This is a genomic window from Rhodopseudomonas boonkerdii, from assembly GCF_021184025.1.
Lineage (GTDB): Bacteria > Pseudomonadota > Alphaproteobacteria > Rhizobiales > Xanthobacteraceae > Tardiphaga > Tardiphaga boonkerdii.
On sequence record NZ_CP036537.1, the window covers coordinates 4,809,183 to 4,830,975 of the forward strand.

Annotated in this window: 19 protein-coding genes; 3 read left to right on the plus strand and 16 right to left on the minus strand. The window is 63.7% G+C overall.

What is annotated here, in order from left to right:
• Positions 1-29 precede the first annotated feature (29 nt).
• The 5 genes from E0H22_RS22100 to wrbA all read right to left on the minus strand — a co-directional run bounded on the left by E0H22_RS22100 (position 30) and on the right by wrbA (position 3,919).
• Positions 30-596, minus strand: coding sequence for a TRAP transporter small permease (locus tag E0H22_RS22100; protein ID WP_233023109.1), 567 nt, complete (start codon positions 594-596; stop codon positions 30-32).
• A 141-nt stretch (positions 597-737) separates the two neighbouring features.
• Positions 738-1,742 carry a TRAP transporter substrate-binding protein gene (locus tag E0H22_RS22105; protein ID WP_233023110.1) on the minus strand — a complete coding sequence of 335 codons (1,005 nt, stop codon included), beginning with the start codon at positions 1,740-1,742 and terminating at the stop codon, positions 738-740.
• Between the two features lie 291 nt (positions 1,743-2,033).
• Positions 2,034-2,600, minus strand: coding sequence for a DUF2478 domain-containing protein (locus E0H22_RS22110; RefSeq protein WP_233023111.1), 567 nt, complete (start codon positions 2,598-2,600; stop codon positions 2,034-2,036).
• 238 nt (positions 2,601-2,838) lie between these two features.
• The gene (locus E0H22_RS22115) at positions 2,839-3,213 is read right to left on the minus strand and encodes a winged helix-turn-helix domain-containing protein (protein WP_233023112.1); all 375 of its coding nucleotides are present in this window, start codon (positions 3,211-3,213) and stop codon (positions 2,839-2,841) included.
• 106 nt (positions 3,214-3,319) lie between these two features.
• The gene (wrbA, locus tag E0H22_RS22120; protein ID WP_233023113.1) at positions 3,320-3,919 is read right to left on the minus strand and encodes an NAD(P)H:quinone oxidoreductase; all 600 of its coding nucleotides are present in this window, start codon (positions 3,917-3,919) and stop codon (positions 3,320-3,322) included.
• 175 nt (positions 3,920-4,094) lie between these two features.
• Between wrbA and E0H22_RS22125 the strand changes: the two genes are divergently transcribed.
• Both E0H22_RS22125 and E0H22_RS22130 read left to right on the plus strand, forming a co-directional pair.
• A complete protein-coding gene (locus tag E0H22_RS22125; RefSeq protein WP_233023114.1) occupies positions 4,095-5,015 on the plus strand; it encodes a LysR family transcriptional regulator in 921 nt (306 codons plus the stop codon).
• Positions 5,016-5,201: 186 nt separating this feature from the next.
• The gene (locus E0H22_RS22130; protein ID WP_233023115.1) at positions 5,202-6,170 is read left to right on the plus strand and encodes an ABC transporter substrate-binding protein; all 969 of its coding nucleotides are present in this window, start codon (positions 5,202-5,204) and stop codon (positions 6,168-6,170) included.
• Here the strand turns inward: E0H22_RS22130 and E0H22_RS22135 are convergent.
• The 3 genes from E0H22_RS22135 to E0H22_RS22145 form a co-directional block, all read right to left on the minus strand.
• A complete protein-coding gene (locus E0H22_RS22135; protein WP_233023116.1) occupies positions 6,142-7,392 on the minus strand; it encodes an MFS transporter in 1,251 nt (416 codons plus the stop codon). The two genes, E0H22_RS22130 and E0H22_RS22135, sit on opposite strands and share 29 nt — an antisense overlap.
• A complete protein-coding gene (locus tag E0H22_RS22140) occupies positions 7,389-7,760 on the minus strand; it encodes a hypothetical protein (RefSeq protein ID WP_233023117.1) in 372 nt (123 codons plus the stop codon). Before E0H22_RS22140 ends, E0H22_RS22135 begins: the two co-directional genes overlap by 4 nt.
• A 156-nt stretch (positions 7,761-7,916) precedes the next feature.
• A complete protein-coding gene (locus E0H22_RS22145; RefSeq protein WP_233023118.1) occupies positions 7,917-10,130 on the minus strand; it encodes a TonB-dependent receptor in 2,214 nt (737 codons plus the stop codon).
• A 242-nt stretch (positions 10,131-10,372) separates the two neighbouring features.
• On the opposite strand from E0H22_RS22145, the gene E0H22_RS22150 reads away from it, so the two are divergent.
• A complete protein-coding gene (locus E0H22_RS22150) occupies positions 10,373-11,416 on the plus strand; it encodes a helix-turn-helix transcriptional regulator (RefSeq protein WP_233023119.1) in 1,044 nt (347 codons plus the stop codon).
• A gap of 3 nt (positions 11,417-11,419) precedes the next feature.
• Here E0H22_RS22150 and E0H22_RS22155 read toward each other — a convergent pair whose 3' ends face one another.
• From E0H22_RS22155 to glpK, 8 genes are all read right to left on the minus strand, one after another.
• Positions 11,420-12,316 carry an efflux RND transporter periplasmic adaptor subunit gene (locus tag E0H22_RS22155; protein ID WP_233023120.1) on the minus strand — a complete coding sequence of 299 codons (897 nt, stop codon included), beginning with the start codon at positions 12,314-12,316 and terminating at the stop codon, positions 11,420-11,422.
• Entirely contained in the window at positions 12,313-12,522 is a 210-nt protein-coding gene (locus tag E0H22_RS22160) for a DUF1656 domain-containing protein (RefSeq protein ID WP_233023121.1), read from the minus strand. The genes E0H22_RS22155 and E0H22_RS22160 overlap by 4 nt, the downstream gene beginning before the upstream one ends.
• Entirely contained in the window at positions 12,519-14,585 is a 2,067-nt protein-coding gene (locus E0H22_RS22165) for an FUSC family protein (RefSeq protein ID WP_233023122.1), read from the minus strand. Before E0H22_RS22165 ends, E0H22_RS22160 begins: the two co-directional genes overlap by 4 nt.
• Positions 14,582-15,061: a MarR family winged helix-turn-helix transcriptional regulator gene (locus tag E0H22_RS22170; RefSeq protein ID WP_233023123.1), complete on the minus strand. Its 480-nt coding sequence runs from the start codon at positions 15,059-15,061 to the stop codon at positions 14,582-14,584. The genes E0H22_RS22165 and E0H22_RS22170 overlap by 4 nt, the downstream gene beginning before the upstream one ends.
• Positions 15,062-15,203: 142 nt before the next feature.
• Positions 15,204-15,821, minus strand: a complete 618-nt coding sequence (locus tag E0H22_RS22175) for a hypothetical protein (protein ID WP_233023124.1) — start codon at positions 15,819-15,821, stop codon at positions 15,204-15,206.
• 345 nt (positions 15,822-16,166) lie between these two features.
• A complete protein-coding gene (locus E0H22_RS22180; RefSeq protein ID WP_233023125.1) occupies positions 16,167-17,411 on the minus strand; it encodes an MFS transporter in 1,245 nt (414 codons plus the stop codon).
• A 327-nt stretch (positions 17,412-17,738) separates the two neighbouring features.
• Positions 17,739-19,106, minus strand: a complete 1,368-nt coding sequence (locus E0H22_RS22185) for a cell wall hydrolase (RefSeq protein WP_233023126.1) — start codon at positions 19,104-19,106, stop codon at positions 17,739-17,741.
• Between the two features lie 981 nt (positions 19,107-20,087).
• Positions 20,088-21,587, minus strand: coding sequence for a glycerol kinase GlpK (glpK, locus tag E0H22_RS22190; protein WP_233023127.1), 1,500 nt, complete (start codon positions 21,585-21,587; stop codon positions 20,088-20,090).
• Positions 21,588-21,793: the final 206 nt, after the last annotated feature.

Consider the following 21,793-nt stretch of genomic DNA (forward strand, 5'->3'; position numbering starts at 1 on the left):
GCCATGATCGCCGGAGAATGTGTCACCTCTCACTCCAGCGGCACATGGGCATCGCTGCCGTCCTGCGGCGGCGGGCCGATGGTGAGGCGTTCGATGACATAGAGCAGCATCATCGCGCCGGAGAGCGGGATCGGCAGATAGGTGACGCCGACGGAGAGCCAGGGAAATTCGTCGACCGAATTGCCCCAGGTGGTGTCCACCAAAGCCCCGCCCCAAATCAGCATGAACAGCGCCATCGCGGCCATCAGCAGTTCGCTGATCAACGCCGCACCGGCACGCGCCTTCGGCGGCAGGAGGTTGGTGCCCACGGTCATGCTCATATGAATGCGCTGGCGATAGCAGTTCGCCGCGCCGATGAAGGTGACGGCGACGGTGAGCAGCACCGCCAGCGGCTCCGGCCATGACGCTGCGCTGTTGAGAATGTAGCGGGTATAGACCGCCCAGGGGATGATGAACGAGATCAGCACCAGCGCGACGCAGGAGACGATGGCACCGGTCCAGTAGAGAACGTTCATCGCACGGCGGAAAGCGAAAGCGGGGCCGCGTGTTGTTTCGGCATTGTCGCCGATCATTCTTTTGGAGATGGCTTCAGACATACGGACCTGTCCATACTCTCGACTGTCATCGCCCGGCAGTGCGTGCAATTACGCGCTAGGACCGGGCGATCCAGTAGACTCGAAAGCTGCGGTGTTTACTGGGTCACCCGATCAAGTCGGGTGACGACAAGTGAAAAGCCACTAGCTCACCGCCGCGATGCGCTTGGTCATCTCGGCGTATTTCGCACCGTATTTGTCCCACACCGGTTTCACCGCCTCGCGGAACGGCGCCTTGTCGATGGAGGTGACGATGTCGGTGCCGACCTCTTTCATTTTCTCCAGCGCCTTGGCTTCGGCCTCGTACCAAAGCGTGCGCTGTTCGAGCTGCGCTTCGCGGCCGAATTTCTTCAGCAGCGCCTGGTCGTCCGGCGTGAGCCTCGCCCACGATGCCTTCGAGAAAACCAGCAGCTCCGGAATGATCAGATGCTCGGTCATCGAGAAATATTTGGCGACCTGATAGTGATTCTGCGCCACGAAGGAAGGCAGGTTGTTTTCTGCTCCGTCGACCACGCCGGTCTGCATGGCGCTGAACACCTGATCGAAGCCCATGGCGACCCCGTTGCCGCCGAGCGCATTCATCGTATCGATGAACAGCGGATTGCCGATCATGCGGATCTTGAGGCCTTTGAGATCGGCCAGCGTCCGCACCGGATGCTTGCTGTTATAGATGTTGCGCGAACCCGCATTCATCCAGCCGAGCGCGACCAGTTTCGTCTTCTCGTTGGCGGTGATCTTGTTCAGCAGCTCGTCGCCGATTGCGCCATCGAGCACCGCTTCCATATGCTTGGAGTCGCGGAACACGAAGGGCATGTTGAAGACATTGACGTCATCGACGACCGGGCCGACGGCGCCGACCGAGATGCGCGCGATCTGCAACGCCCCGACCTGAGCCTGCTCGATGGCTTCCTTCTCGCCGCCGAGCTGCATGGAGGGAAACATCTGGATGCTGAGCCGGCCATTGGTCGCGGCCTCGAGCTTCTTGCCCATGCGGACGACGGATTCCACCGTGGGATAGCCGAGCGGGTGAACATCCGACGCCTTGAGCACCATCTTGCTCTGGGCCAGCGCCGGCGCGGCGCCGCCGAGCCCCACGGTGCCAGCCGCGAGCGCGGCCAGGCCGCCCGTGACGACCTCTCTCCTGTTCATGGACGAAATCCTCCCTGCGATTTCCCCTGCGATTTCCCGACCACCGGCATTTGCGCCGTTATTCTTGTCCGCGCCCTGTGTTCAGGGTCGCCAAAGCCCGCCAACCTGCATGCGCGAAGTTGTACGATGACCAGACATCTAGCACCGTGACGGACCTGCGACAAGCTTACACATGCAAGCGCAAGTCGAACCAAAGTTCAACGCACGTGCGCTGCGAAGGGAAAGATTTGGGAGGAGAAGAACTCCCTGTATCGTCACCCGGCCGGGCGACGACAATGGAGTATGGACGCTCTACTTCACCGCCGCGCAAAAACTCTGCTGGACCGGCTCCGGCGCCGGGCCGCCGCGGCTGGAGACCTTCAGCCACCAGGCGTCGAGCGCCTCGCGCGAACATGGCAGCTTCACGCTCATGCCATCGGCAAAAGCGATCCACTCGGCAAAACGGTGTGACGGGACGGCGATTACCACGGGAATGTCGCCGGAAAGCGCCCGTTCGATCAGATAGGCAAGGCCCTTGCCCTCGCGTTCCTGCTTGCCGAAGCGATTGATGATGACGAGGTCGGCGCCCTGATCGATGGCGTCGGCCACGCGGGTGCCGGCGTCGAGCAACTGGCCGACATCGAGCTTGCAGCCCCTGGCGCCGGGGCCGAGATCCTGAAACAGCCGCACATGCTCGCCGGTATGCAACATCACGGCATTGAGCTTCGGCACATCGAATTCGCGGTGGCCGAGCTGCACCAGACCGACGGCGCGAATGCCCCGCACGCCGAGATCGGCCGCGAAGCCATGCAGCAGCGCATCGGGGTCCTGGTCCTTTTCATAGACCAGCGCAGCCAGATCGCATTGGGAATCGAACATCGTGACATCCTGGCGGGACCGAACGATCCTATTGCAGAATGGAGGCCTTCAAAAGGCCAATCCCACCGCGCGGCCGATATATCTGGAAGGATATAGCGGGACTACCCGCCGTGTCCCGGACGCGGCGCAGCGTGAAACGCTGCTCCGCAGAGCCGGGACCGCAACAAACACTTGTGCCTGCGACGGTCCCGGCTCAGCGAAGCGGCATGACATGCCACATCGCGTCCGGGACACGAGATCATCGCGCCTTGCGCTTGCCGCCGATATCCTTCTTCAACGCCAGGAGTTGCTGGCGCGCGGCCACCGCCGCAGCCTGCTCGATAGTGCGATAGCGGCTGACCAGGTTTTCGCCGAACGGAGTGAGGATGGCGCCGCCGCCATTCTTGCCGCCGGTCTGCCGTTCCACCGCGGCCTGGCCGCAAATGCGGTTGAGTTCGTCCACCAGATCCCAGGCGCGTTTGTAGGACATTTCCATCGCGCGGCCGGCGGCGGAGATCGAGCCGGTGGTCTGGATGTTTTCGAGGAGCTGGATCTTGCCCGGACCGATACGTCCCTCCGGTTCGAGGTCGATGCGGATGCTGAGGGCTGGCACAGGCGTGGCTGATTTGGACATGGCGGGACGTTACGTCGTGGTCGTGGGGTTATCCAGTCCCATCGATCCCTCATGCAAAAGGGCGGCGCTCATATGAGCGCCTCCCCATGCGGATCGCTTCTGCCGATCAGCCGTGCAGCTTCTTCGCGGTCTCGGCAATCGTCTTGCCCTGATAGCGGGCGCCGGCGAGTTCGTTCGCGCTCGGCTGTCGGCTGCCGTCACCGCCGGTGATGGTGGTTGCGCCATAGGGCGAGCCGCCGGTGACTTCATCCAGCTTCATCTGGCCCTGGAAGCCGTAGTTCAGGCCGACGACGGTCATGCCGAAATGCAGCAGGTTGGTGATGATGGAGAACAGCGTGGTCTCCTGGCCGCCGTGCTGGGTCGCGGTCGAGGTGAAAGCACCGCCGACCTTGCCATGCAGCGCGCCCTTGGCCCACAGGCCGCCGGCCTGATCGAGGAAATTCGCCATCTGCGAGGCCATGCGGCCGAACCGGGTGCCGGTGCCGACGATGATCGCGTCGTAATTGGCGAGATCCTCGATCTTGGCGATCGGGGCGGCCTGGTCGAGCTTGTAATACGAGGCCTTGGCAACATCGTCAGGCACCAGCTCGGGCACACGCTTGATATCGACGGTGGCGCCGGCTTCGCGGGCACCTTCCGCAACGGCATTGGCCATCGCTTCGATATGGCCGTAGGCGGAATAATAGAGAACGAGCACTTTGGTCATTGGGCAGTCTCCTGTGTGGTCCCAAACCGTCATTGCGAGACGCCCTCGCCATAGCCGCGGGAAAGCTTCCGTGGCCGTGCAGGCGCCTCGCAATGGCGGCGGGCATGGCCTCTAGATAAAACCCAGGCTCTGATGCATAAATAGAAACGATTGAAACTCATCGTTTCCGGATTTGATGTCAAAACTTCCCGATTTCGAGGCGCTGGCGATCTTCGCCAAGGTGGTGGAGCTGCAGTCCTTCGCGGCGGCAGCAACCGAGCTAACGCTCTCCAAGGCTACGGTTTCCAAGGCCGTGAGTCGGCTGGAGGACCGGCTGGGCGCGCGGCTGTTCAACCGCACGTCGCGACGGCTGGCGCTCACCGATGCCGGCCGGACGCTGGCAATCAAGGCGGCGCAGCTGCTGGCCGATGGCGAGGCGCTGGAGAACGAGGCGCTGGCGCAATCCGCGACACCGCGCGGACTGGTCCGGCTGGCCGCGCCGATGACCTATGGCACCGGCACCATCGCGCCGCTGCTGCCGGAATTTCTCGCCCGCTATCCCGAAGTCTCCATCGATCTCAATCTCAGCGATGCCACGGTGGACCTGATCGGCGAAGGCTTCGACGCCGCAGTCCGCATCGCCTCGCTGCCGGATTCGTCGCTGATCGCGCGGCGGCTCTGCGCGGTGAAGCGCTATGTGGTGGCGGCGCCGTCCTACTTCGCCAAATACGGCCGGCCGACCCATCCGTCCGATCTCACCGCGCACAGATGCTTCGGCTACACCTATCTCACCACGCCCGGCATCTGGCACTTCACCAATGCCGCCGGCGACATGGTGAGCGTGCGGCCCTCAGGGCCGCTGCATGTCAATAATGGCGAGGCGGTGATCCCCGCACTGATCGCGGGGCTCGGCATCGGCGGCCTGCCGGATTTCATCGTCGACGATGCGATCGCACGCGGCGATCTCGAAACGGTGCTGAACGACTGGTCGCAAACCCTGAGCGGCGTCTATCTCGTCACGCCGCCGGGCGGTCCGCGTCCTGCCCGCGTCGAAGTGCTGCTCGATTTCTTGACCGAGAAACTTTCGGACGGCGGCAAGCGATCGCGCAGAACGTAACGTCTTGCGCGCCTGCGGACGCGCCACGGGCACCAAAATGGGCACGAGACGCATTCCTTCCACCGGCTGCGCCTCCGGCGATACTTTCCTTGCCGAAGCCCTCGTTAGTTCAGGCGGCCATTTCATTGACTGAACGCGCGCGGGCCGTAGCTTTGATACGCCTCACCGTATCAGAGAAGATCGACAATGACTGACGTTTCCATCTCTCGCCGCCTGTTGCCGGCGATCGTCGCCGCCGCTTTCAGCGTGTCTCTCGCAAGTTCCAGCTTCGCAGCCGACCAGATCGTGCTCCGCGTCGGCGACCAGAAAGGCGGTAACCGCTCGCTGCTGGAGTTTTCCGGCTTCGCCAAAGACCTGCCCTACAAGATCCAGTGGTCGGAATTCCCGGCAGCGGCGCCGATTCTCGAGGCCATCAATGCCGGCGCGCTCGATGTCGGCCATACCGGCGATCTCGCCTTTCTGACCGTCTACGCCAACGGCTCGCCGATCAAGGCGATCGGCGGCGTGCGCGCCAATGCCGACACGCAAGCGATCCTCGTGCGCAATGACTCGCCGATCAAGACGGCCGCCGATCTCAAGGGCAAACGCCTCGCCGGCACGCGTGGCGGCTGGGGCCAGTTCCTGATCGACGCCACGCTGGAGAAACAGGGCTACAAGATCACCGACGCGACCTTCGCGCCGCTCGGTCCGGTCGATGCCAAGATCGCACTGGTCGCCGGCTCGATCGACGGTTGGGCGGTTTGGGAACCTTATATTTCCTATGCGCTGCTGAAGGACAATGCGCGCGTCGTCGCCGACGGCGCCGGGCTGACGCCGACGCTCACTTTCATCATCGCCTCCGATCAGGCCATCGCCACCAAGCGCGAAGCAGTGGCGGACTTCCTGAACCGCCTGAACAAGGCGCGGGAATGGTCCCGCTCGCGGCTGCCCGAATATGCCAAGAACACGGCGGAGCTGACCAAGCTGCCGGAGGATGTGCTGCTGCGCGCCTATCAGCAGCAGGACACGCGACCGATCGCCATCGACGATGGCGTGATCAAGGAATTCCAGGAGGCATCAGATCGCGCGACGCGCTACGGCATCCTGAACAAGCCGGTGGATGTCAGCAAGGCAGTGGACCGCAGCTTCACGAAGGACCTTGCGGTGTCGAACTGACCGGCCTCGCAGCAAGAATACGCATGGTCGCCAGCGTGGCGATCAGCGACAAGACCGTGGCGGCGCTGAACAGCGCCCCATAGCCGAGCCAGTCGGCGATGCGGCCCGACACCAGCGAGCCAACGAAATAGACGATGAGCTGGGCACAGGACAGGATCGTGAAATCCGTGCCCGGCTGTTCCCTGGACGACGCGGCCATGAACAGGCTGTAGAGCGCGACGATCTCCATATAGCGGATCAGGGTCTGGAAACCGGCGGCGCCGAAGATCGGCAGCACGCCGGTGACGAGACCGAGCGCATGCGCCGTAAACAGCGCGAAGCATATGGTCCGCAGAATGCCGAGAAGACCGAGCGTCACGCCGCTGCCGAAGCGATGCAGCAACCACGCCGCGACGCCCGCGCCCGCGAGTCCCGCCGTTGCGGCCGCGCCACCGGAAAGATAGCCGATCTGCGTCAGCGGCACGCCGGCATCGACGAGATAGCTGCCCTCCATGGCCTTCACGAGACCCTCGCTGACCCGGTAGATCAGCGCGATCCAGAGAATGTTGCGCACCTCGCGCCGGCGCAGGAATGCCATGATCGACGGTCGCGGCGCGGAGGGATCGGGCTGCGCCGCTTCGCTCTCGCGCATGGCGAAGGCGGCGGCGAGCGGGATCAGCGAGAAACCGGCGATGGTCAGTAGCATGCCGGTCCAGCCGATCTGGGCATAGAGGATCAGGCCGAGCGTGCCGCCGATCACGACGCCAAAGGCCACCGAGCCGCCCTGGATCGCATTGCCGATCGGGCGATCTTCCGGCGCGAGATGCGCGGCTGCATAGCCGTCGGTGGCGATGTCCTGGGTGGAGATCAACAGGGAGCCGATCAGGCCGACGGTGGCGATCCCCCAGATATTGGTGGGACCGAGCGGGATCAGGCAGAGCAGGCTGAGAATGACACCGGCCTGGGTGACGATCACCCAGCCTGCCCGATGCGCCCACGCGAAGGGGCGGATGCGATCGACCACCGGCGCCCAGAAGAACTTCAACAGCAGCGGCAGGAACCAGATGCTGAGATAACCGATGGAGGTGCGCGACATACCGGCCTCGCGCATGATCGGCGGCAGCGCGGCGGCGAACAGATAGGACGGGATCGCCTGCGCGAGATAAAGCCCGGCAAGCACGGCGAACAGCCGCTTGCGCCCCATCACCGCAGACTGGACTGAGGGCATCGCCAGCGCAGTCATGGCGTCCCGCTATGTCTGGCGAGGAAGCTCCGCGCCATCGCCTCGTCCTCCAGCGCCACCAGCGGCATCGGCCACAATTTGCGAAACGTCTCCTGCATCTTCTCGTTGGCTCCCGGGCGCACGATCGCAATCGCGCGGCAATGCGTTGAGACATGCTTGCGCGTCGCCTTGAACCACAGCGCCTGCTCGCGCTCGCCGGCCATGGACAGCTTGCGCCCACCGCCTCCGAACAGGATCAGGAATTCGAACGGCTCCGCATGCCGCCCGACGCGAACCAGCGCGTCCAGATAGTCGCGTTCGTCCGTACCCGCATAAGGCGGCAAGAACCGCAGCGTCAGCAGGCTGCCTGCTAATTCAAGATCGACCATCTTCTATTCGAGCTCCCTGGGGAATCAACCTTGGGAAAAATTGAAGTCTGCGCATTCCGCTCGTCACTGCGAGGAGTCCTTGCGACGAAGCAATCCAGCCTTTTTCACTTGGCTTCTGGATTGCTTCGTCGCTACGCTCCTCGCAATGACGGAGCATCAAAACGTCTTGCGATAGCCGACCGTGACCGTGCGGCCCCAAGAATAGACCGGCAGGTTACGCACCGACGTGGCGGTCGGGTTCTGCACGGTGGTGTCGAACAGGTTGTTCACCGCCGCATAGGCTTCGCCGCCATACACGGGGCCGCTGAGCGCTGCGTTCATCGTGAAGCCACCCTCGATGGGATAGACCGTGTTGGCGAGATTGATGCCGCGGTTGCGGCCCGACCAGCCCTCGCCTTCGACCCGCAGCTTGATGCCGTTGTCGAAGCGATAGTCGCCATAGACCAGGCCACGCACCGGCGTGGCAATGCGGTTGTTGGGCAGCCAGCTATCCAGCACACCATCCTTGTTGCTGTCATAGCGGCCTTCGCGGTAGCCGACCGTGGTGCCGAAGGTGAAGTTCGAGGTGACCGCCATCTCGCCGATATATTCGATACCGTAGATCATCTCCTTCTGCTGCGAGATGAGATTGGTGACGGGATCGAAGGTCACGCCCTTTTCCGAGGTCGAGACGAAGCCGGTGATGCTGCCCTTGTAGGGCCCGTTGCCGCCGCGAATGCCGAGTTCGTAATTGTTGACGATCTGCGGTTCCGGCGAGATCGACGAGAAACTGATGGTCTGGCGCGCTGCCGGCAGGCAATTCGGATTCGTGACCAGACAGGCATAGGCCCTCGAGGACAGACCCGCGCGGCGCGTATAGGCACCGACATCCGGCAGCGCATAGCCCTGCGAGAAACCACCGAACATCTCGACCTGCGGCGCCAGCTTGAAAGTGGCGCCGAGATTGTAGGTCGGCGAAGCATATTCATACTGCCCGCCGATCACATTGAGCGGCGGCAACACCAGGGCCACCACGCTGTTGCCGAGCGGCGTCTGCGCGTAAGCTGTCGGCCGCAGGAAATTGTCAACGCTGAGATCGGAATGCTCGTAGCGGACGCCGCCGCGCACGGTGAGCCGATCGGTGATCGGCACCTGCGCCAGCGCGAAGCCGGCGGTGGTGACCTGGGTCAGCGGCGTGAATACGTCGCGGCCATCGGTCAGCGTCTGCCATGTCCTGTCATGCACCACGTCGGTGCCCCAGGTAACTCGCGCGCCGTTCCAGATCCTGTCGAGCGGCGTATCAACCGACAGGTTCATGCCGCCGCGCTCGGAGAACAAGGTTGTCTGGTTCGCGGGGCTGGTCGGGCGCAGCGGATTGCCGGAATAATAGACCAGCGAATTGTAGGGATAGGAAAACTCGGAGTAGTTGAAGCGCTTCTTAATGTCGTTATAGAAGCCGACCACGCTGAGATTGCCGAGCACGAAATCGCTGTCGCTGTAGCGAAGCTGGATCGTGCGGGTATCTTCCAGCACGCTCTCGCCCGTATAGGGCTTGGTGAAATCCGGGCGTGCATAGGCGCCGGCATAGTTGGTCAGATAGCGTGGCGTCTGGTCGAGATAGAACTGAGCGATCGACGCCTCGATGCGCTTGCCGCCATCGAAATCGTAGCCGACCTTGCCGAGGAAATTGCCGCTGACGAAGCGGTCGCCGCCGCCCTGGCCGAGCATGGCATCCGACGGCAATTCGCGGCCGGCGCCATCATAGGTCTTCTGCGCGCCGCGGCCACTGCCGACGAACAGATAGTCGATACCGTTGGCGCCCTTGCCACTGACCGTTGCCGACAGTTCCGGCGCCAGCGATCCGCCGGGATCAGCCGTGAACGTGCGCAGCGCGGTGTTGACACTGACGCGCGGACCGCCGGCCTGCGCCTTCCTGGTGATGAAGTTCACCGTGCCGCCGGTGGCACCCGCGCCGTACAGGCTGGATGCGCCGGCGACCAGCTCGATCCGCTCGACGGAATTCAGATCGATCAGCGACAGCAGGCGCGAGACGTCGCGGAGCGGCGTGGTCAGCGGCACGCCGTCCATCAGCACCAGCAGATCGCGCCCGCGATAGGTTTCGGATGCGCCCGAGATAGTCTGGTTCGATACCGAGAAGCCCGGCAACAGCTTCGCCAGCACCGCCGAAGCGCTGCCGGTCTGCTTGAGCTGCTCTTCGATCTCTTGTCGCTGCACCACCTGCACTGTCTGCGGAATATCCGAAATCGCGCGCTCGGCACGTGCGGCCGTCACGGTGATCTCCTCGAGCGCGACCGGTGCGCGCTGCTGGGCTGCGGCCGGCGTCGAGAGGAGACCAAGAGCAGAAAAAAGAAGGTACTTGCTGGTGCGCATGATGCTCGAATTCTTCGGTTCAAACGGGAAGACGAAGCACGCGCGCCGAGCGGCCAAGCAATGGGCAAAGAGCCCCGGCAATTTGGAATCAATGTAAATTCCAACCGCCGCTTTACGCTTCTTACGCTTGCGCAATCCGTCTATCTTCGCAGCCAGCGATACTGCACGGCGGCATCGAATTACTTGGACTCGGGGACTTGATAGTCGGACTGGAGCGAACGACGCGATTTGGATTTTCCGCTGTGACAAAGCGGCATCACTCGCGTGCTCTGTCCTGCAGCGATTCTGCACCGGACTGTCCGCTCGTCCCACTCTGGCTCATTGCCGACGACATCGACGAATACGCGCGCAAGCCACTCGAAGCGCGCCTGCCATGGAAGGCGGTGCATCGCGATTCCCTCGGATCTTTTCGTGCAGCTCCGTTCCAGTCCAAGGCGATCCTGCAGATGCAACCAGATCTCGGACTGATGTCGTGCTTCGATCCGGCGCAACGCTGGATGCTGCCGAACGCCTCTCCCGAAGAGATGGCAAGGGATGCAGGCAAACATGTCCTGATCGTGCGCCCGTCCGACGGCGTCGTTATCGTCGAGCAGAACGGACAACGACGAACCTGCATGCAGCGCGAGGCCATCGTGCTCGACGCCAGCGCGGCAGCCACTTTCGTCATGCACGATGTGGGACGGATCGATTGCCTGTCGATGACGCGCGATGTCCGCACCGACATGCGCCATATCGCCCATGACAATAGCGGCCTGATTGCGCTCGGCCACTATGCGGCCGCGATCATGCGGGGCCTGTTGCCGATGAATTCCGCAGCCCTCACGGATCTGGCCGTGGATCACATGAGCGGCCTCGTCAACGCGATGATCGCCGAGGCGGATGCGCCGACCAGACCGAATGGACAGCCGCGGGATCGCGCCGGCATTTCGTTGCTTGCGCTCAAGGCCGATATCGAAGCCGGACTCGGCCAGCCGTCGCTGTCGCTGGAGCAGCTTGCCAGCTCCTACGGCGTCACCACGCGCTATTTCCAGAAACTGTTCGAGGCCGAGGGCCGCACCTTCTCGGACTATCTGCTCGAGCGCCGGCTTGAACGCGCCTTTCAGATGCTGCGCGACGGCAACCGGATGGACCGCACCGTCAGCACGATCGCTTTCGAGGTCGGCTTCGGCGACCTCTCTTATTTCAATCGCACCTTCAAGAAGCGCTTTAACGCGACACCGCGTGAAATTCGTGCGCGCTTCGATGTCGTCAGGCTGGCAGCGCTCGCGCCGGGCACGAGCGCTTGATCGTCATTTCGCCTTGGCGACCGCCGTATCCTTCCGCGGCAGGATCTCCACCGTCGCCGTCCGGCCCGCGACAAACGTGGCGTCGTCCGGTACCGCATCCAGCGCAATGCGCACCGGCACGCGCTGGGCCAGACGAACCCAGCTGAAGGTCGGCGTCACATTGGCAAGCAGATTGCTGCCCTGCCCGCGGTCGCGGTCCTCGATGCCGGCGGCGATGCTCTCGACGCGGCCGGTAAGCTCCTTGCTGTCGCCCATCAGATGGATACGCACGGGATCGCCGACATGGATGCGCGACAGTTTCGTTTCCTCGAAATAGCCGTCCACATGCATGCTCGACGTATCGACCAGCGCCATCACGCCCTTGCCGGCCGTGACATAGGTGCCCGGCCGCAGATCCATATTCGAGATCCGGCCTGAAACCGGCGCGCGAATTTCGCTGCGATCGAGATTGAGCTGGGCGACGCCGCGATCGGCGACCGCCTGGTCGTAGGACGCCTGTGCGAGCTGCTGCGTCGCGACCACCTGTTCCTTTTTCTGCTGCGACACGGCGGCCGTGGTGAGATCGTTGTAGCGCTTGAGATCGAGGTCCGCCTGCTCCAGCGCCGCCTTGCGGCCGGCAACGACGGCATCGGCCTGCTGCAAGGCCAGCACGAAGCGCGCCCGATCGATCCGCATCAGCACATCGCCGCGCTGGACCGCCTGATTGTCCTTCACCAGAATCTCCGTCGCGAAGCCGGATACATCCGGCGCCACTGTGACTACGTCGGCACGCACGCGGCCGTCGCGGGTCCACGGCGCGTCCATGTAATAGACCCAGAGATAACGCCCGACGGCGAGCGCGGCGACCACCGCCAGCGCGGTGACGGCGAAGCGGCGGACGAAAGCGGCAATGTTCTTCATGATAATAATCCCGACGATAGATAGACCACGCCACCAAGCAGGCAGACATAGAGAGCAAGATCGAACAGCGCGCGATGCCAGACGAAGCGATACACGCCGGCGCGTTCGAGCAACGGGCGCAGCAGCGCGCCAATGGCATAGGTGATGACCAGCCAGAGCATCAGCGACGGCAACAGCACGCCAAAGAGATCGATTTGATATTTCATGCGGCAACACTCCCGACAGGTGCAGCTGATTTCGGCCGATAGTCCGGCGCATCCGGGAACAGGCCGCGGCGAATGCCGACAAGGCCGATCAGCGCATCGGTGCGGCCGGCACCGCTTTCATCGATGGCGGCGGCCATCGCATGATCGACACGCGCCAGCAATGCAGGAGGCATCGCCGCGCCATCATGCCTGCGGAAGCCCTGCGCGAGCTCGTCCAGCATGGCGTCGATTGCGCCCAGCGTCCGCGACGACAGGTGATGACGTGCCCGGCGCAGATCGACGATATTGAGGCCGACGCGGAGTTCGCGAAGATTGTCGACCTTGCGCAAATCCGAGCCTTTCAGCGCGAGCAGGCGCGGTGCCAGCACGCCGATACGGTTGAGCATGACGCCGGCGAAGGCTGCACGATCGCGATTGCCGCGGCGTTCGGCGGCTTCGGCGATAGCGATCCAGCCGCGGCGCATCAGGCGGCGCACGCTCCATTCAGAACCGACCGAGCGGATCAAGCGGATCGAAATCGCTGACAGCTCCATGCCGACGAAAAAGGCCACGCTGGAATTGGCGAAACTGGCGAAATCGGCGCTGTAGGTTTCCTGCAGGGCCATCATGGTCGCCGTATTGGCCGCGAGCATCATGCCGATGAAGAAGGTCGCGGGCCGCGCGATCAGATAGCCGAAGATCAGGAACGACGGCGCAAGCGCAAAGACCAGCACTTCCACATTGCTGATCGCCGGCAGGATGGCGAACAGATAGGCCGCGATGATCACCGTCGCCACCAGCGTCCATTTCGCGAAATCGCGCAGGCCGGTCGAAGGATCGTCCATATTCGCGAAGAACGAGCAGCCGATCGCCGCCATCATCGGCGCGGTGGCGCCATCGGTCCAGCCAGTCAGGATCCAGAACGCGCAGCAGACCAGGATGGTGACGAAGGCGCCGGCGGACGACCACAGCGCCATGCCGGGATCGCGATAGCGCGCCGGCGCGACGCCGCCGTCGGGCTGGAACACGAGCTTCGCGCCGGCCGGGCGCTCGCCGCTGGCGATCGCCTGATTGAGGATCCGGCAATCGGCGGAGATATCGACGAGTTCGCGCAGACGCATCAGCAGGCTGGCGATCATGATATCGCTCCACGGCGAGGCCGCATCCAGCGCCGGACTCTGCGCCGCAATACGTTCCCGCAACCGTTCGGCAGGTTCGCGGTCGAGATCGTCCTTGCCGATCCACCGGACCACGTCGTCAAGCAGCGCCACGAGTTGGGGATGCGCGCTGCGCGCATCCTTGCCGAGCGCGTCGATGCGGTCACCGAGCGAGGACAGGACCGGCAGGAAAGTGAGCATGCGCAATCGCAGCGCGCGCAGCCAATGGACCGTCTCGCGACTGACGCTGTGATCGAAACCGAGGTGATCGGCAAGGCCGTCGAGATCGACCGCATCGGCGGCAAGCTTCAGCCTGAGATCGCGCATTGCCGGATCCGCGCTGCGGCCGGCGAGAACGTTCTGGCTCAGCTTGCGCGCTCCCGCGAGCCAGCCATCGACACGCGCGGCGACCGCCGGACCGACGCTGCGTGGCAGCAACACGGTGGAGACGACCGTCGCGCAGAGAATGCCGACGATGATTTCCTGGCTGCGCGCCACGGCGATATCGAAGATGGCATCAGGCTGCGAGACCGAGGGAAAGGCAATCAGCGCGCAGGTGTATCCGGCGAGCATGAACATGTAGCTGCGGGGCGTGCGGTCCAGAAGCGAGACATACAGACAGAGGCCGACCCATGCCGCGATGGCGAGGCTGAGCAGTTCGGGCGAATTGACCAGCGCTGGCACAAAGACGATGCTTGCGGTGGCGCCGATCAGCGTGCCGATGACGCGATAAAGCGCCTTGGAACGCGTTGCGCCGGCCAGCGGCTGCGAGGTGATATAGACGGTCGCGAGCGCCCAATAGGGCCGCGGCAGATCGGCAGCAAAGCCGATCAGCAGCGCCATCATGGCGGCAATGAAGGTCTTCACGGAGAAGATGATGTCCGCGTGGCGTTCGAGGAACGGCAGGCGGTCGGTGGCGGAGCTCATGACGCAGCCTCCTCCTCCAGCGCCGCCGCATATAGGCGATGCGCGGATTGTTCGATGCGGCCGAGCACGTCGAAGGCGATGGCGAGCTCGTCGGCTGCGATGCCCTTCATCAGTTCGGCGCGGGTGCGCTTCATCACACGCTTGATCTCCTCGGCCTTGGTCGCACCGAGTTCGGTGAGATGCAGGACTTTGGCCCGACGATCGGTCGGATCCTCGCGGCGCTCGACCAGACCCTCGGCGGCAAGCAGATCGATCAACCGTACCACCGACGGACCTTCGAGACCCATTTCTTCCGCCAGCACGCCCTGCCGAACATTCTCGCGCCCGCCGCGCGACAGGATCAGCAGCGGATGCGCCGTCGCTTCGGACAATCCATGCGCCGCCAGCGTCTGGTCCGCCTTGCGGCGCCAGACCCTGGCTAAACGCGCGACCAGCAGGCCGAGTTCGGCCTGCACATGTGCAGTGGTGGGGGGCATGGAAATTAGATAGGATGCTATCGATTAGGCTGCAATCAGTTTTGTGCGCCGCAGCGATCACGCTGTGGTGAGGTTCCACAACGCAAACGGCCCCGGATCTTGCGATCCGGGGCCGTTGAAAATTTCTCGGCGATAAAAGCGCTCAGTCGGTCGACTTGCGCAGTTCCATCGCTTCAGCCTTGGCGGGCTCGTTCTTGGCCGGCTCGGACTTCACGGCGCCGGTGGAAACCGGATCGAGCTTGCTGCTCTCGACGCGCGGGGTGGACACGCGGGTGACGGTCTCGCCGCCGGCCGATGCGTCGGCCGAGCGGGTGCGGACGCGCATGGTGCGCGGCTGCGACAGTGACCGGGCCATCAGCAACTGGCCGCGGCCCTGATGGCGGAAGTCGCAATAGCCGGTGATCCCCAACACGGTGACCGAGCCACGAAAACTGCGTTCGTCCTTCTTTTCGAGATCGAAGCAAGGCTCGAAAGGGAGACCCTTCAGCGAGGCGCAGATGTTCTGTCCGCGCACCTGCAACGTATTGCCGGGCAGGCGCATGTTTCGCGCAGCGCCGGTGCCCGAGAACTGCACGGCGCCGGCGGCACCGCCATCGTCGAACACGCGGCCGGCGCCACGGGTGCCATCATTGCAATTGAATGCGAACACGCGGCCGGCGACGAATTTACGTGCCTCGTCGGCATTCATCTTCTGGCCAGCCAATGCCGGTGCAGCCACCGTCGTGGCGAGCACCGCCCCCAACACATAACGCGCAACCATGGGATACTCCGAAACAACCGAGCGCGGATGACCGCCAGATGTCTTTACCCGCTGCTTACCATACCAACTGCGGCAACAATGGAGCAGGATGGTTGGTAAAGTCTGAACGTGGTTGAGCCGATCTTTACCACGATTCGACCGCGGGCCTGTCCGGCCGATACCCTGGCGACGACGTCGATCACCCGGTCGCGTGCAATTTCCTGAGCGATTTCAGCCGGTTTTGACGCATCCGGAGCGCTGGACAGCCGCACCCAGGCCCTTTTGCGCAACGCCGTCCGGGCCTCACAGCATCGGTGCCGAGAAGACACACGCCGCGCAAAATGAGGGGCGCAGCGCCCCTCTCCATCACGCCGGCTGAGCCACCGCGCGTTCGACCGGCTTTTCCACAATCGGCAGGTTGATCAGCGCCGACAGCAAGCCGAACAGCACGGAGAACCACCATACCGGCGTGTAGGACCCGAACTTGTCGAAGACGACACCGCCGAGCCAAGCCCCCAGGAAACCGCCGACCTGATGGCTGAAGAAGGCGAAACCGTAGAGCGTCGCCAGCCAGCGGGTGCCGAACATCAGCGACACCAGACTCGATGTCGGCGGCACCGTGGAGAGCCAGGCGAGACCGCTGATGGCGCCGAACACCAGCGCCGAGGTCGTGGTCAGCGGCAGCGTGATGAAAGCCACCGTGGCGAGCGCGCGGGTAAAATAGATGAATGACAGGATATAGCGCTTCGGCCACTTGCCCTGCACATAGCCGACCAGCAGCGAACCGATGATGTTGAACAGGCCGATGATGGCGATCACCCAGCCGCCCGTCGCCGCCGGCAGACCGCGATCGACCAGATAGGCCGGCAGGTGCATGGTGATGAAAGCGAGCTGAAAGCCGCAGGTGAAGAAGCCCAGCACCAGCAGAACATAGGAACGATGGTTGAACGCCTCCACGAGCGCGCTCTTGAAGGATTGTTCCGGCACGGGTGAAGCGGCCGCGCCGGTTTCGGCCTTCGGCGTCGCCAGCACCATGGCGAGCGGCAGCACCAGCAACATCAGCATGCCGAAAGTCACCAGCGTCGCCTGCCAGCCGGTGTGATCGATCATCGCCACCGTGAAGGGGGCGAAGATGAATTGCCCGAACGAGCCCGCCGCCGTACCGGCGCCGAGCGCGATGCCACGCCATTCCGGCGGCATCAGCTTGCCGAAGGCGGACAGCACCAGGTTGAACGAACAGCCCGACAGGCCGAAACCGATCAGCAGGCCGGCGCTGATGTTCAGCTCGAGCGGGGTCGAGGAATAACGCATCATCAAAAGGCCGGCGGCGTAGAGCAAGGCGCCGACGCAGATCACGCGGACACTGCCGAACTTGTCGGCGACGGCCCCGGCAAAAGGCTGACCGATGCCCCAGAGCAGGTTCTGCACGGCGAAAGCCAGCGCGAAGACATCGCGGCCCCATCCGAATTCCTGGCTGAAGGGCTGCATGAAGAAACCGACGCTGGAACGCGGACCGAAGGTCAGCATGCCGATCAGGGATCCGCAGATCACGATCACCAGCGGGGTGCGCCAGCCCAGACTCGGTCGAGATATGCTGTCGATGGCCGCCATGTCGTTTCCCCTGTCCTCATTTCGAGGTGGCACAGAGATAAATGCATCCGCATGAAAATCCAATGGCCGAACCGTTGATATTCATGCGGGTCAGGAATGCGGCGCCAGAACAGCCGATAAACTCCGCTGTCATCGCCGGGCTTGACCCGGCGATCCAGTAAACACCGGCGATGAAGCTCGAACCGGATGGTCCCCGTTTACTGGATCCCCGCTCGGCGCACGCCTTCGGCGCGCTTGGCGGGGATGACAGTCGGAGAACGCGTACGAAAACCAAAAAGCGGCGCCGGGCATGGCACCGCTTTTCAGCCGGCTTGGAGGTTGGTTGTCTTACGGCTTGTCCTCGGCGAGCTTCCGGGAGATCGCTGCGGTCTGCGCCGGCGTTCCCCAGCTCGGCGCTTCGCTGCCGTCGCCCCATTTGCGCGGGCGATAGAAGGAATGGACGCCCGTGCGGTACATCTTCTTCATCTCGCGCACCCAGGACGGATGCACCCAGTAGGCGTGATAATGCGTGGACTTGCCGACTTCCGGCAGCCACAGCCGGCCATCGAGGGTCGCGGTCGCGATCTTGCGGGCCCGCTCCCACATATCGGGCTCGCGCACCACGTCCGGAATACCGTCGCAGGCGAAGGTGAACTGGCAGGCCAGGCGGCGATGCTTGTTCTGATAGACGACGCCGCAGGGCGTGGTCGGATAGAAACCGGAAAACACGCGGTTCATCACCACTTGCGCCACCGCGATCTGACCGCGCACGGCTTCGCCGCGCGCCTCGAAGTAGACGGCTTCGGCGAGGCATTTTTCCTGCTTGGCGCGCGTGGCGCCGGTGAGATTCAGGCGCTGGGCCGGCGTCTTGCCGTGATAGTCGGTGTTGACCTCGCCCTTCCCTGCAATGCTCTCGCTTGCATTCGGCTTGGCGGCCGGCTGCGACAGCGCCGCAGCCTTCTTCATGTCGGGATCTGCGGCCGGCGCTACGATCACCGGCTCTTCGCCGGGCTTCCACTGTTCCATCGTCTCGAAGGATTCACCGAGCGATGAGGCGCCGAAGAACAGGCTGGCGGTCTTCACCGAGAAGCCGTCTTTCGGCGGCGCCGGCTCGACGGGAATGATGGCGGCTTCGGGCGACGCGTCTTCGGCCGGCTGCACTGGAGCGCCGTTGGAATATTGCGCGAGCGGCGCGGCATGCAGCGCTTCGTCGAGTTCGGGATCGAGCGGCGCATGCTGCGTGGACGGCGTGTATTCGGCCGTCTTCGCGCCTTTCACCGACGTATTGTCGTGGAAGGAGTCGTTCGGTCGCTCCTCGATCGGATCGGCATCCGGCGTGAACATCGCCAGACGATCGCCCTTCAAGGTGCGATCCACTTTGGGAAAATCCGCGGCTTCATAGCGGCGCGGCGCCAGCATCAGCGGATTGCGCCGCACCGTGCCGGTGATGTCGTTGGTATCGAAGCTGGCGAGCTGCAGCGTCGGACGCGACGTGGTGCCAACCGGACGACCGAACGCAAAAGTCGCGACGTGAATGGAAGACACGGCGGAGGCGTAGTTGCGCTGCTGCCAGCGCTCGGTGACGCCCGGCTGACGGGCGAGCAGCGACGCAATATCCTGATAGCCCGACTCGGTCGGGACCATCGCAAAGATGCAGAGACCGAGACCGAAGAGCACGCCATGCGTGCCCTTCGGCCCGTTACGCAGGACTGACATCGATACGCTCACGCAACGCTTACACCAGCATCGAACCGTGCGGCTGCAACAGCACTTCCGTACATTTCGATCTGTTTCGTTAGTAAGCAATCAAAGTTGCCGCGCGGTTAATCGGCGATGCGCCGAGAGCACAGGCAAGCGGTGCTTTGATGCGCGCGCGGGATTCAATTGATGCGGTAAACCGCTGCGTAACGAGAGTGGTGAAGATTGTGTTGACGAATGCAGTGAAGAAAAAATTGCGAAAGAGAAACGCGTCGGATGCGACTCCGCCTCTTTGTCGACACGCCGCGAATGACGAGCGAGACCGCACGCAGCGGCGCGTCGTTGCTAATCAACATGTCAAACAGCCCCGTGATGTCTGAAAACGTGCGCCCGCATTCTCGCGGCGCTTGCGCGTCCGAGGTGTGAGCAGGTCTCCCCTCGAAGACATGAGGGGAGGCGGCACGCCGCCAGGCGCGAGGGGTGGTTTCTGACGCGATCGGTGCGCACTGGATCGCCAGTGCTGGCCGGCCGCGCAACGCCTGACGGCGTGCCACCGCGACGGTTTTTGGCCGAGGGACCGTGCTTCCGGGTACTGGAAGCTGGCAGGTGCCCTGCCATCGGACCGGCTTTCGCCAGCCGTCATCCGCACCCGTCCAGCCGCAAGCGGCAGAGCCCCGTAGTGGGCCCGGACGGTGACCCCAGGCCTCCCGAGTGCGAGGGATACGTCCTCCCCCGCCCGCAGGCGCCGCATCTCGCCCCGCTCAAAGACGCCTCATGAGAGCGCCCCTCGCGAACAAGACGGGAGGGATATAAGGCAATGAGAGGAATATTGTCAAGAACAAAATAGGAACGACATACTGCGTCATTCCGGGGACGAACCGGCGCCGCCGGCGGCGGGACGGCGCCCGGAATGAGTGCGCGTGGCAGAAGCCAAGCCAGATCGAGGTTCCGGGTTCGCCTGCCTTCGGCAGGGTGCCCCGAACGACGCGTGTATATGACCTATCCCTGCCCGGGATCGCTCGCCAGTACGCCCTTCACCGCCTGCGCCCAGCCTTTCAATTTTCGCGTCCGCGTCGCTTCGCTCATGGCGGGCTTGAAGCGGCGTTCCAGGCGCCAGTTGTCGGCGAATTTGGCAGGCTCCGGAAACACGCCCGCCTTGAGGCCGGCGAGATAGGCAGCGCCAAGCGCGGTGGTTTCCTGGATCATCGGACGATCCACGGGCGCATCGAGCAAATCCGCGAGACGCTGCATGGTCCAGTCCGACGCCGTCATGCCGCCATCGACGCGCAGCACCACCGTGGCGGCGCTGACATCCGGCCAGTCGGCGCGCATGGCCGCATAGAGATCGCGGGTCTGATAGCAGACGCTTTCCAGCGCGGCATGGGCGAGTTCGGCCGGACCTGTGTTACGCGTGAGGCCGAACAGCGCACCGCGCACATCGGGATTCCAGTAGGGAGCGCCGAGGCCGACAAAAGCCGGCACCAGATAGACCGATTGCGCGGAATCGTTCTTGTCGGCGAGCGGCCCGCTTTCGGATGCGTTCTTGATGATACCGAGACCATCGCGCAGCCACTGCACCGCCGAACCGGCGACGAAGATCGAACCTTCCAGCGCGTAGGTGCGTACGCCGTTCAGCTGATAGGCCACGGTGGTGAGCAGCTTGTGCTTCGAGACGACAGGCGTGGTGCCGGTGTTGAGCAGCGCGAAGCAGCCGGTGCCGTAAGTGGACTTGATCATGCCCGGCGCAAAACAGGCCTGCCCGATGGTCGCGGCCTGCTGATCGCCGGCGATGCCCGACACCATGATGCTGCCGCCGAACAAATCCGTGTGGCCGAACTCGGACGAGGAGTCCTGAACCTTCGGCAGCATCGCACGCGGCACGCGAAGCAGTTTCAGCAGTTCGTCATCCCATTCGCCGGTATGGATGTTGAACAGCAGCGTGCGCGAGGCGTTGGTGGCGTCGGTGGCGTGGACCTTTCCGCCGGTGAGACGCCACAGAAGATAGCAATCCACCGTGCCGAACATCAGCTCGCCCCGCTCAGCGCGCTCGCGCGCGCCGGGGACGTGATCGAGTATCCACGCCACCTTGGTGCCGGAGAAATAGGGATCGATGATCAGACCGGTCCGCTCGGTGATGAAGGGCTCCTGCCCGTCGGCCTTCATCTGCGCGCAGATCTCGGCGGTGCGGCGATCCTGCCAGACGATGGCGCGGTGCACCGCCTGGCCGGTGACGCGGTCCCACACCACGGTGGTCTCGCGTTGATTGGTGATACCGATGGCGGCGATGTCCTTCGCGCTCACCTTGGCTTTCGCCATGGCATCGCGGCAGACCGACAGCGTCGATGTCCAGATGTCCTCGGGCTCGTGCTCGACCCAGCCGGACGCCGGGAAATGCTGCGGGAATTCCTGCTGTGCGACGGCCGATATCGAGAGGTCCGCGGCGAAGATCATCGCACGTGACGATGTGGTGCCCTGATCGATGGCCATCACGAATGACATGGGTGCTTCTTCCCCGGGGTGGTTGATCCATTACGCGCGCAAGCAAGCGGATCGGAGGCAGGACGTCAAGCCGATGACTTGTCCCGGACGCGGTGCGGCGCGAAGTGCCGCTCCGCAGAGCCGGGACCGCAGTAAACGCCGGAGCCTGTGACGGTCCCGGTTCTGCGCAGCAGCGTTGTCGGCGATGCTACGCATCGCCTGACGCT

Bases quoted from the DNA above. Each gene is read 5' to 3' on its own strand.
- E0H22_RS22100 (WP_233023109.1), bottom strand. From the start codon at position 596: ATGTCTGAAGCCATCTCCAAAAGAATGATCGGCGACAATGCCGAAACA.
- E0H22_RS22105 (WP_233023110.1), bottom strand. From the start codon at position 1,742: ATGAACAGGAGAGAGGTCGTCACGGGCGGCCTGGCCGCGCTCGCGGCT.
- E0H22_RS22110 (WP_233023111.1), bottom strand. From the start codon at position 2,600: ATGTTCGATTCCCAATGCGATCTGGCTGCGCTGGTCTATGAAAAGGAC.
- E0H22_RS22115 (WP_233023112.1), bottom strand. From the start codon at position 3,213: ATGTCCAAATCAGCCACGCCTGTGCCAGCCCTCAGCATCCGCATCGAC.
- wrbA (WP_233023113.1), bottom strand. From the start codon at position 3,919: ATGACCAAAGTGCTCGTTCTCTATTATTCCGCCTACGGCCATATCGAA.
- E0H22_RS22125 (WP_233023114.1), top strand. From the start codon at position 4,095: ATGTCAAAACTTCCCGATTTCGAGGCGCTGGCGATCTTCGCCAAGGTG.
- E0H22_RS22130 (WP_233023115.1), top strand. From the start codon at position 5,202: ATGACTGACGTTTCCATCTCTCGCCGCCTGTTGCCGGCGATCGTCGCC.
- E0H22_RS22135 (WP_233023116.1), bottom strand. From the start codon at position 7,392: ATGACTGCGCTGGCGATGCCCTCAGTCCAGTCTGCGGTGATGGGGCGC.
- E0H22_RS22140 (WP_233023117.1), bottom strand. From the start codon at position 7,760: ATGGTCGATCTTGAATTAGCAGGCAGCCTGCTGACGCTGCGGTTCTTG.
- E0H22_RS22145 (WP_233023118.1), bottom strand. From the start codon at position 10,130: ATGCGCACCAGCAAGTACCTTCTTTTTTCTGCTCTTGGTCTCCTCTCG.
- E0H22_RS22155 (WP_233023120.1), bottom strand. From the start codon at position 12,316: ATGAAGAACATTGCCGCTTTCGTCCGCCGCTTCGCCGTCACCGCGCTG.
- E0H22_RS22160 (WP_233023121.1), bottom strand. From the start codon at position 12,522: ATGAAATATCAAATCGATCTCTTTGGCGTGCTGTTGCCGTCGCTGATG.
- E0H22_RS22165 (WP_233023122.1), bottom strand. From the start codon at position 14,585: ATGAGCTCCGCCACCGACCGCCTGCCGTTCCTCGAACGCCACGCGGAC.
- E0H22_RS22170 (WP_233023123.1), bottom strand. From the start codon at position 15,061: ATGCCCCCCACCACTGCACATGTGCAGGCCGAACTCGGCCTGCTGGTC.
- E0H22_RS22175 (WP_233023124.1), bottom strand. From the start codon at position 15,821: ATGGTTGCGCGTTATGTGTTGGGGGCGGTGCTCGCCACGACGGTGGCT.
- E0H22_RS22180 (WP_233023125.1), bottom strand. From the start codon at position 17,411: ATGGCGGCCATCGACAGCATATCTCGACCGAGTCTGGGCTGGCGCACC.
- E0H22_RS22185 (WP_233023126.1), bottom strand. From the start codon at position 19,106: ATGTCAGTCCTGCGTAACGGGCCGAAGGGCACGCATGGCGTGCTCTTC.
- glpK (WP_233023127.1), bottom strand. From the start codon at position 21,587: ATGTCATTCGTGATGGCCATCGATCAGGGCACCACATCGTCACGTGCG.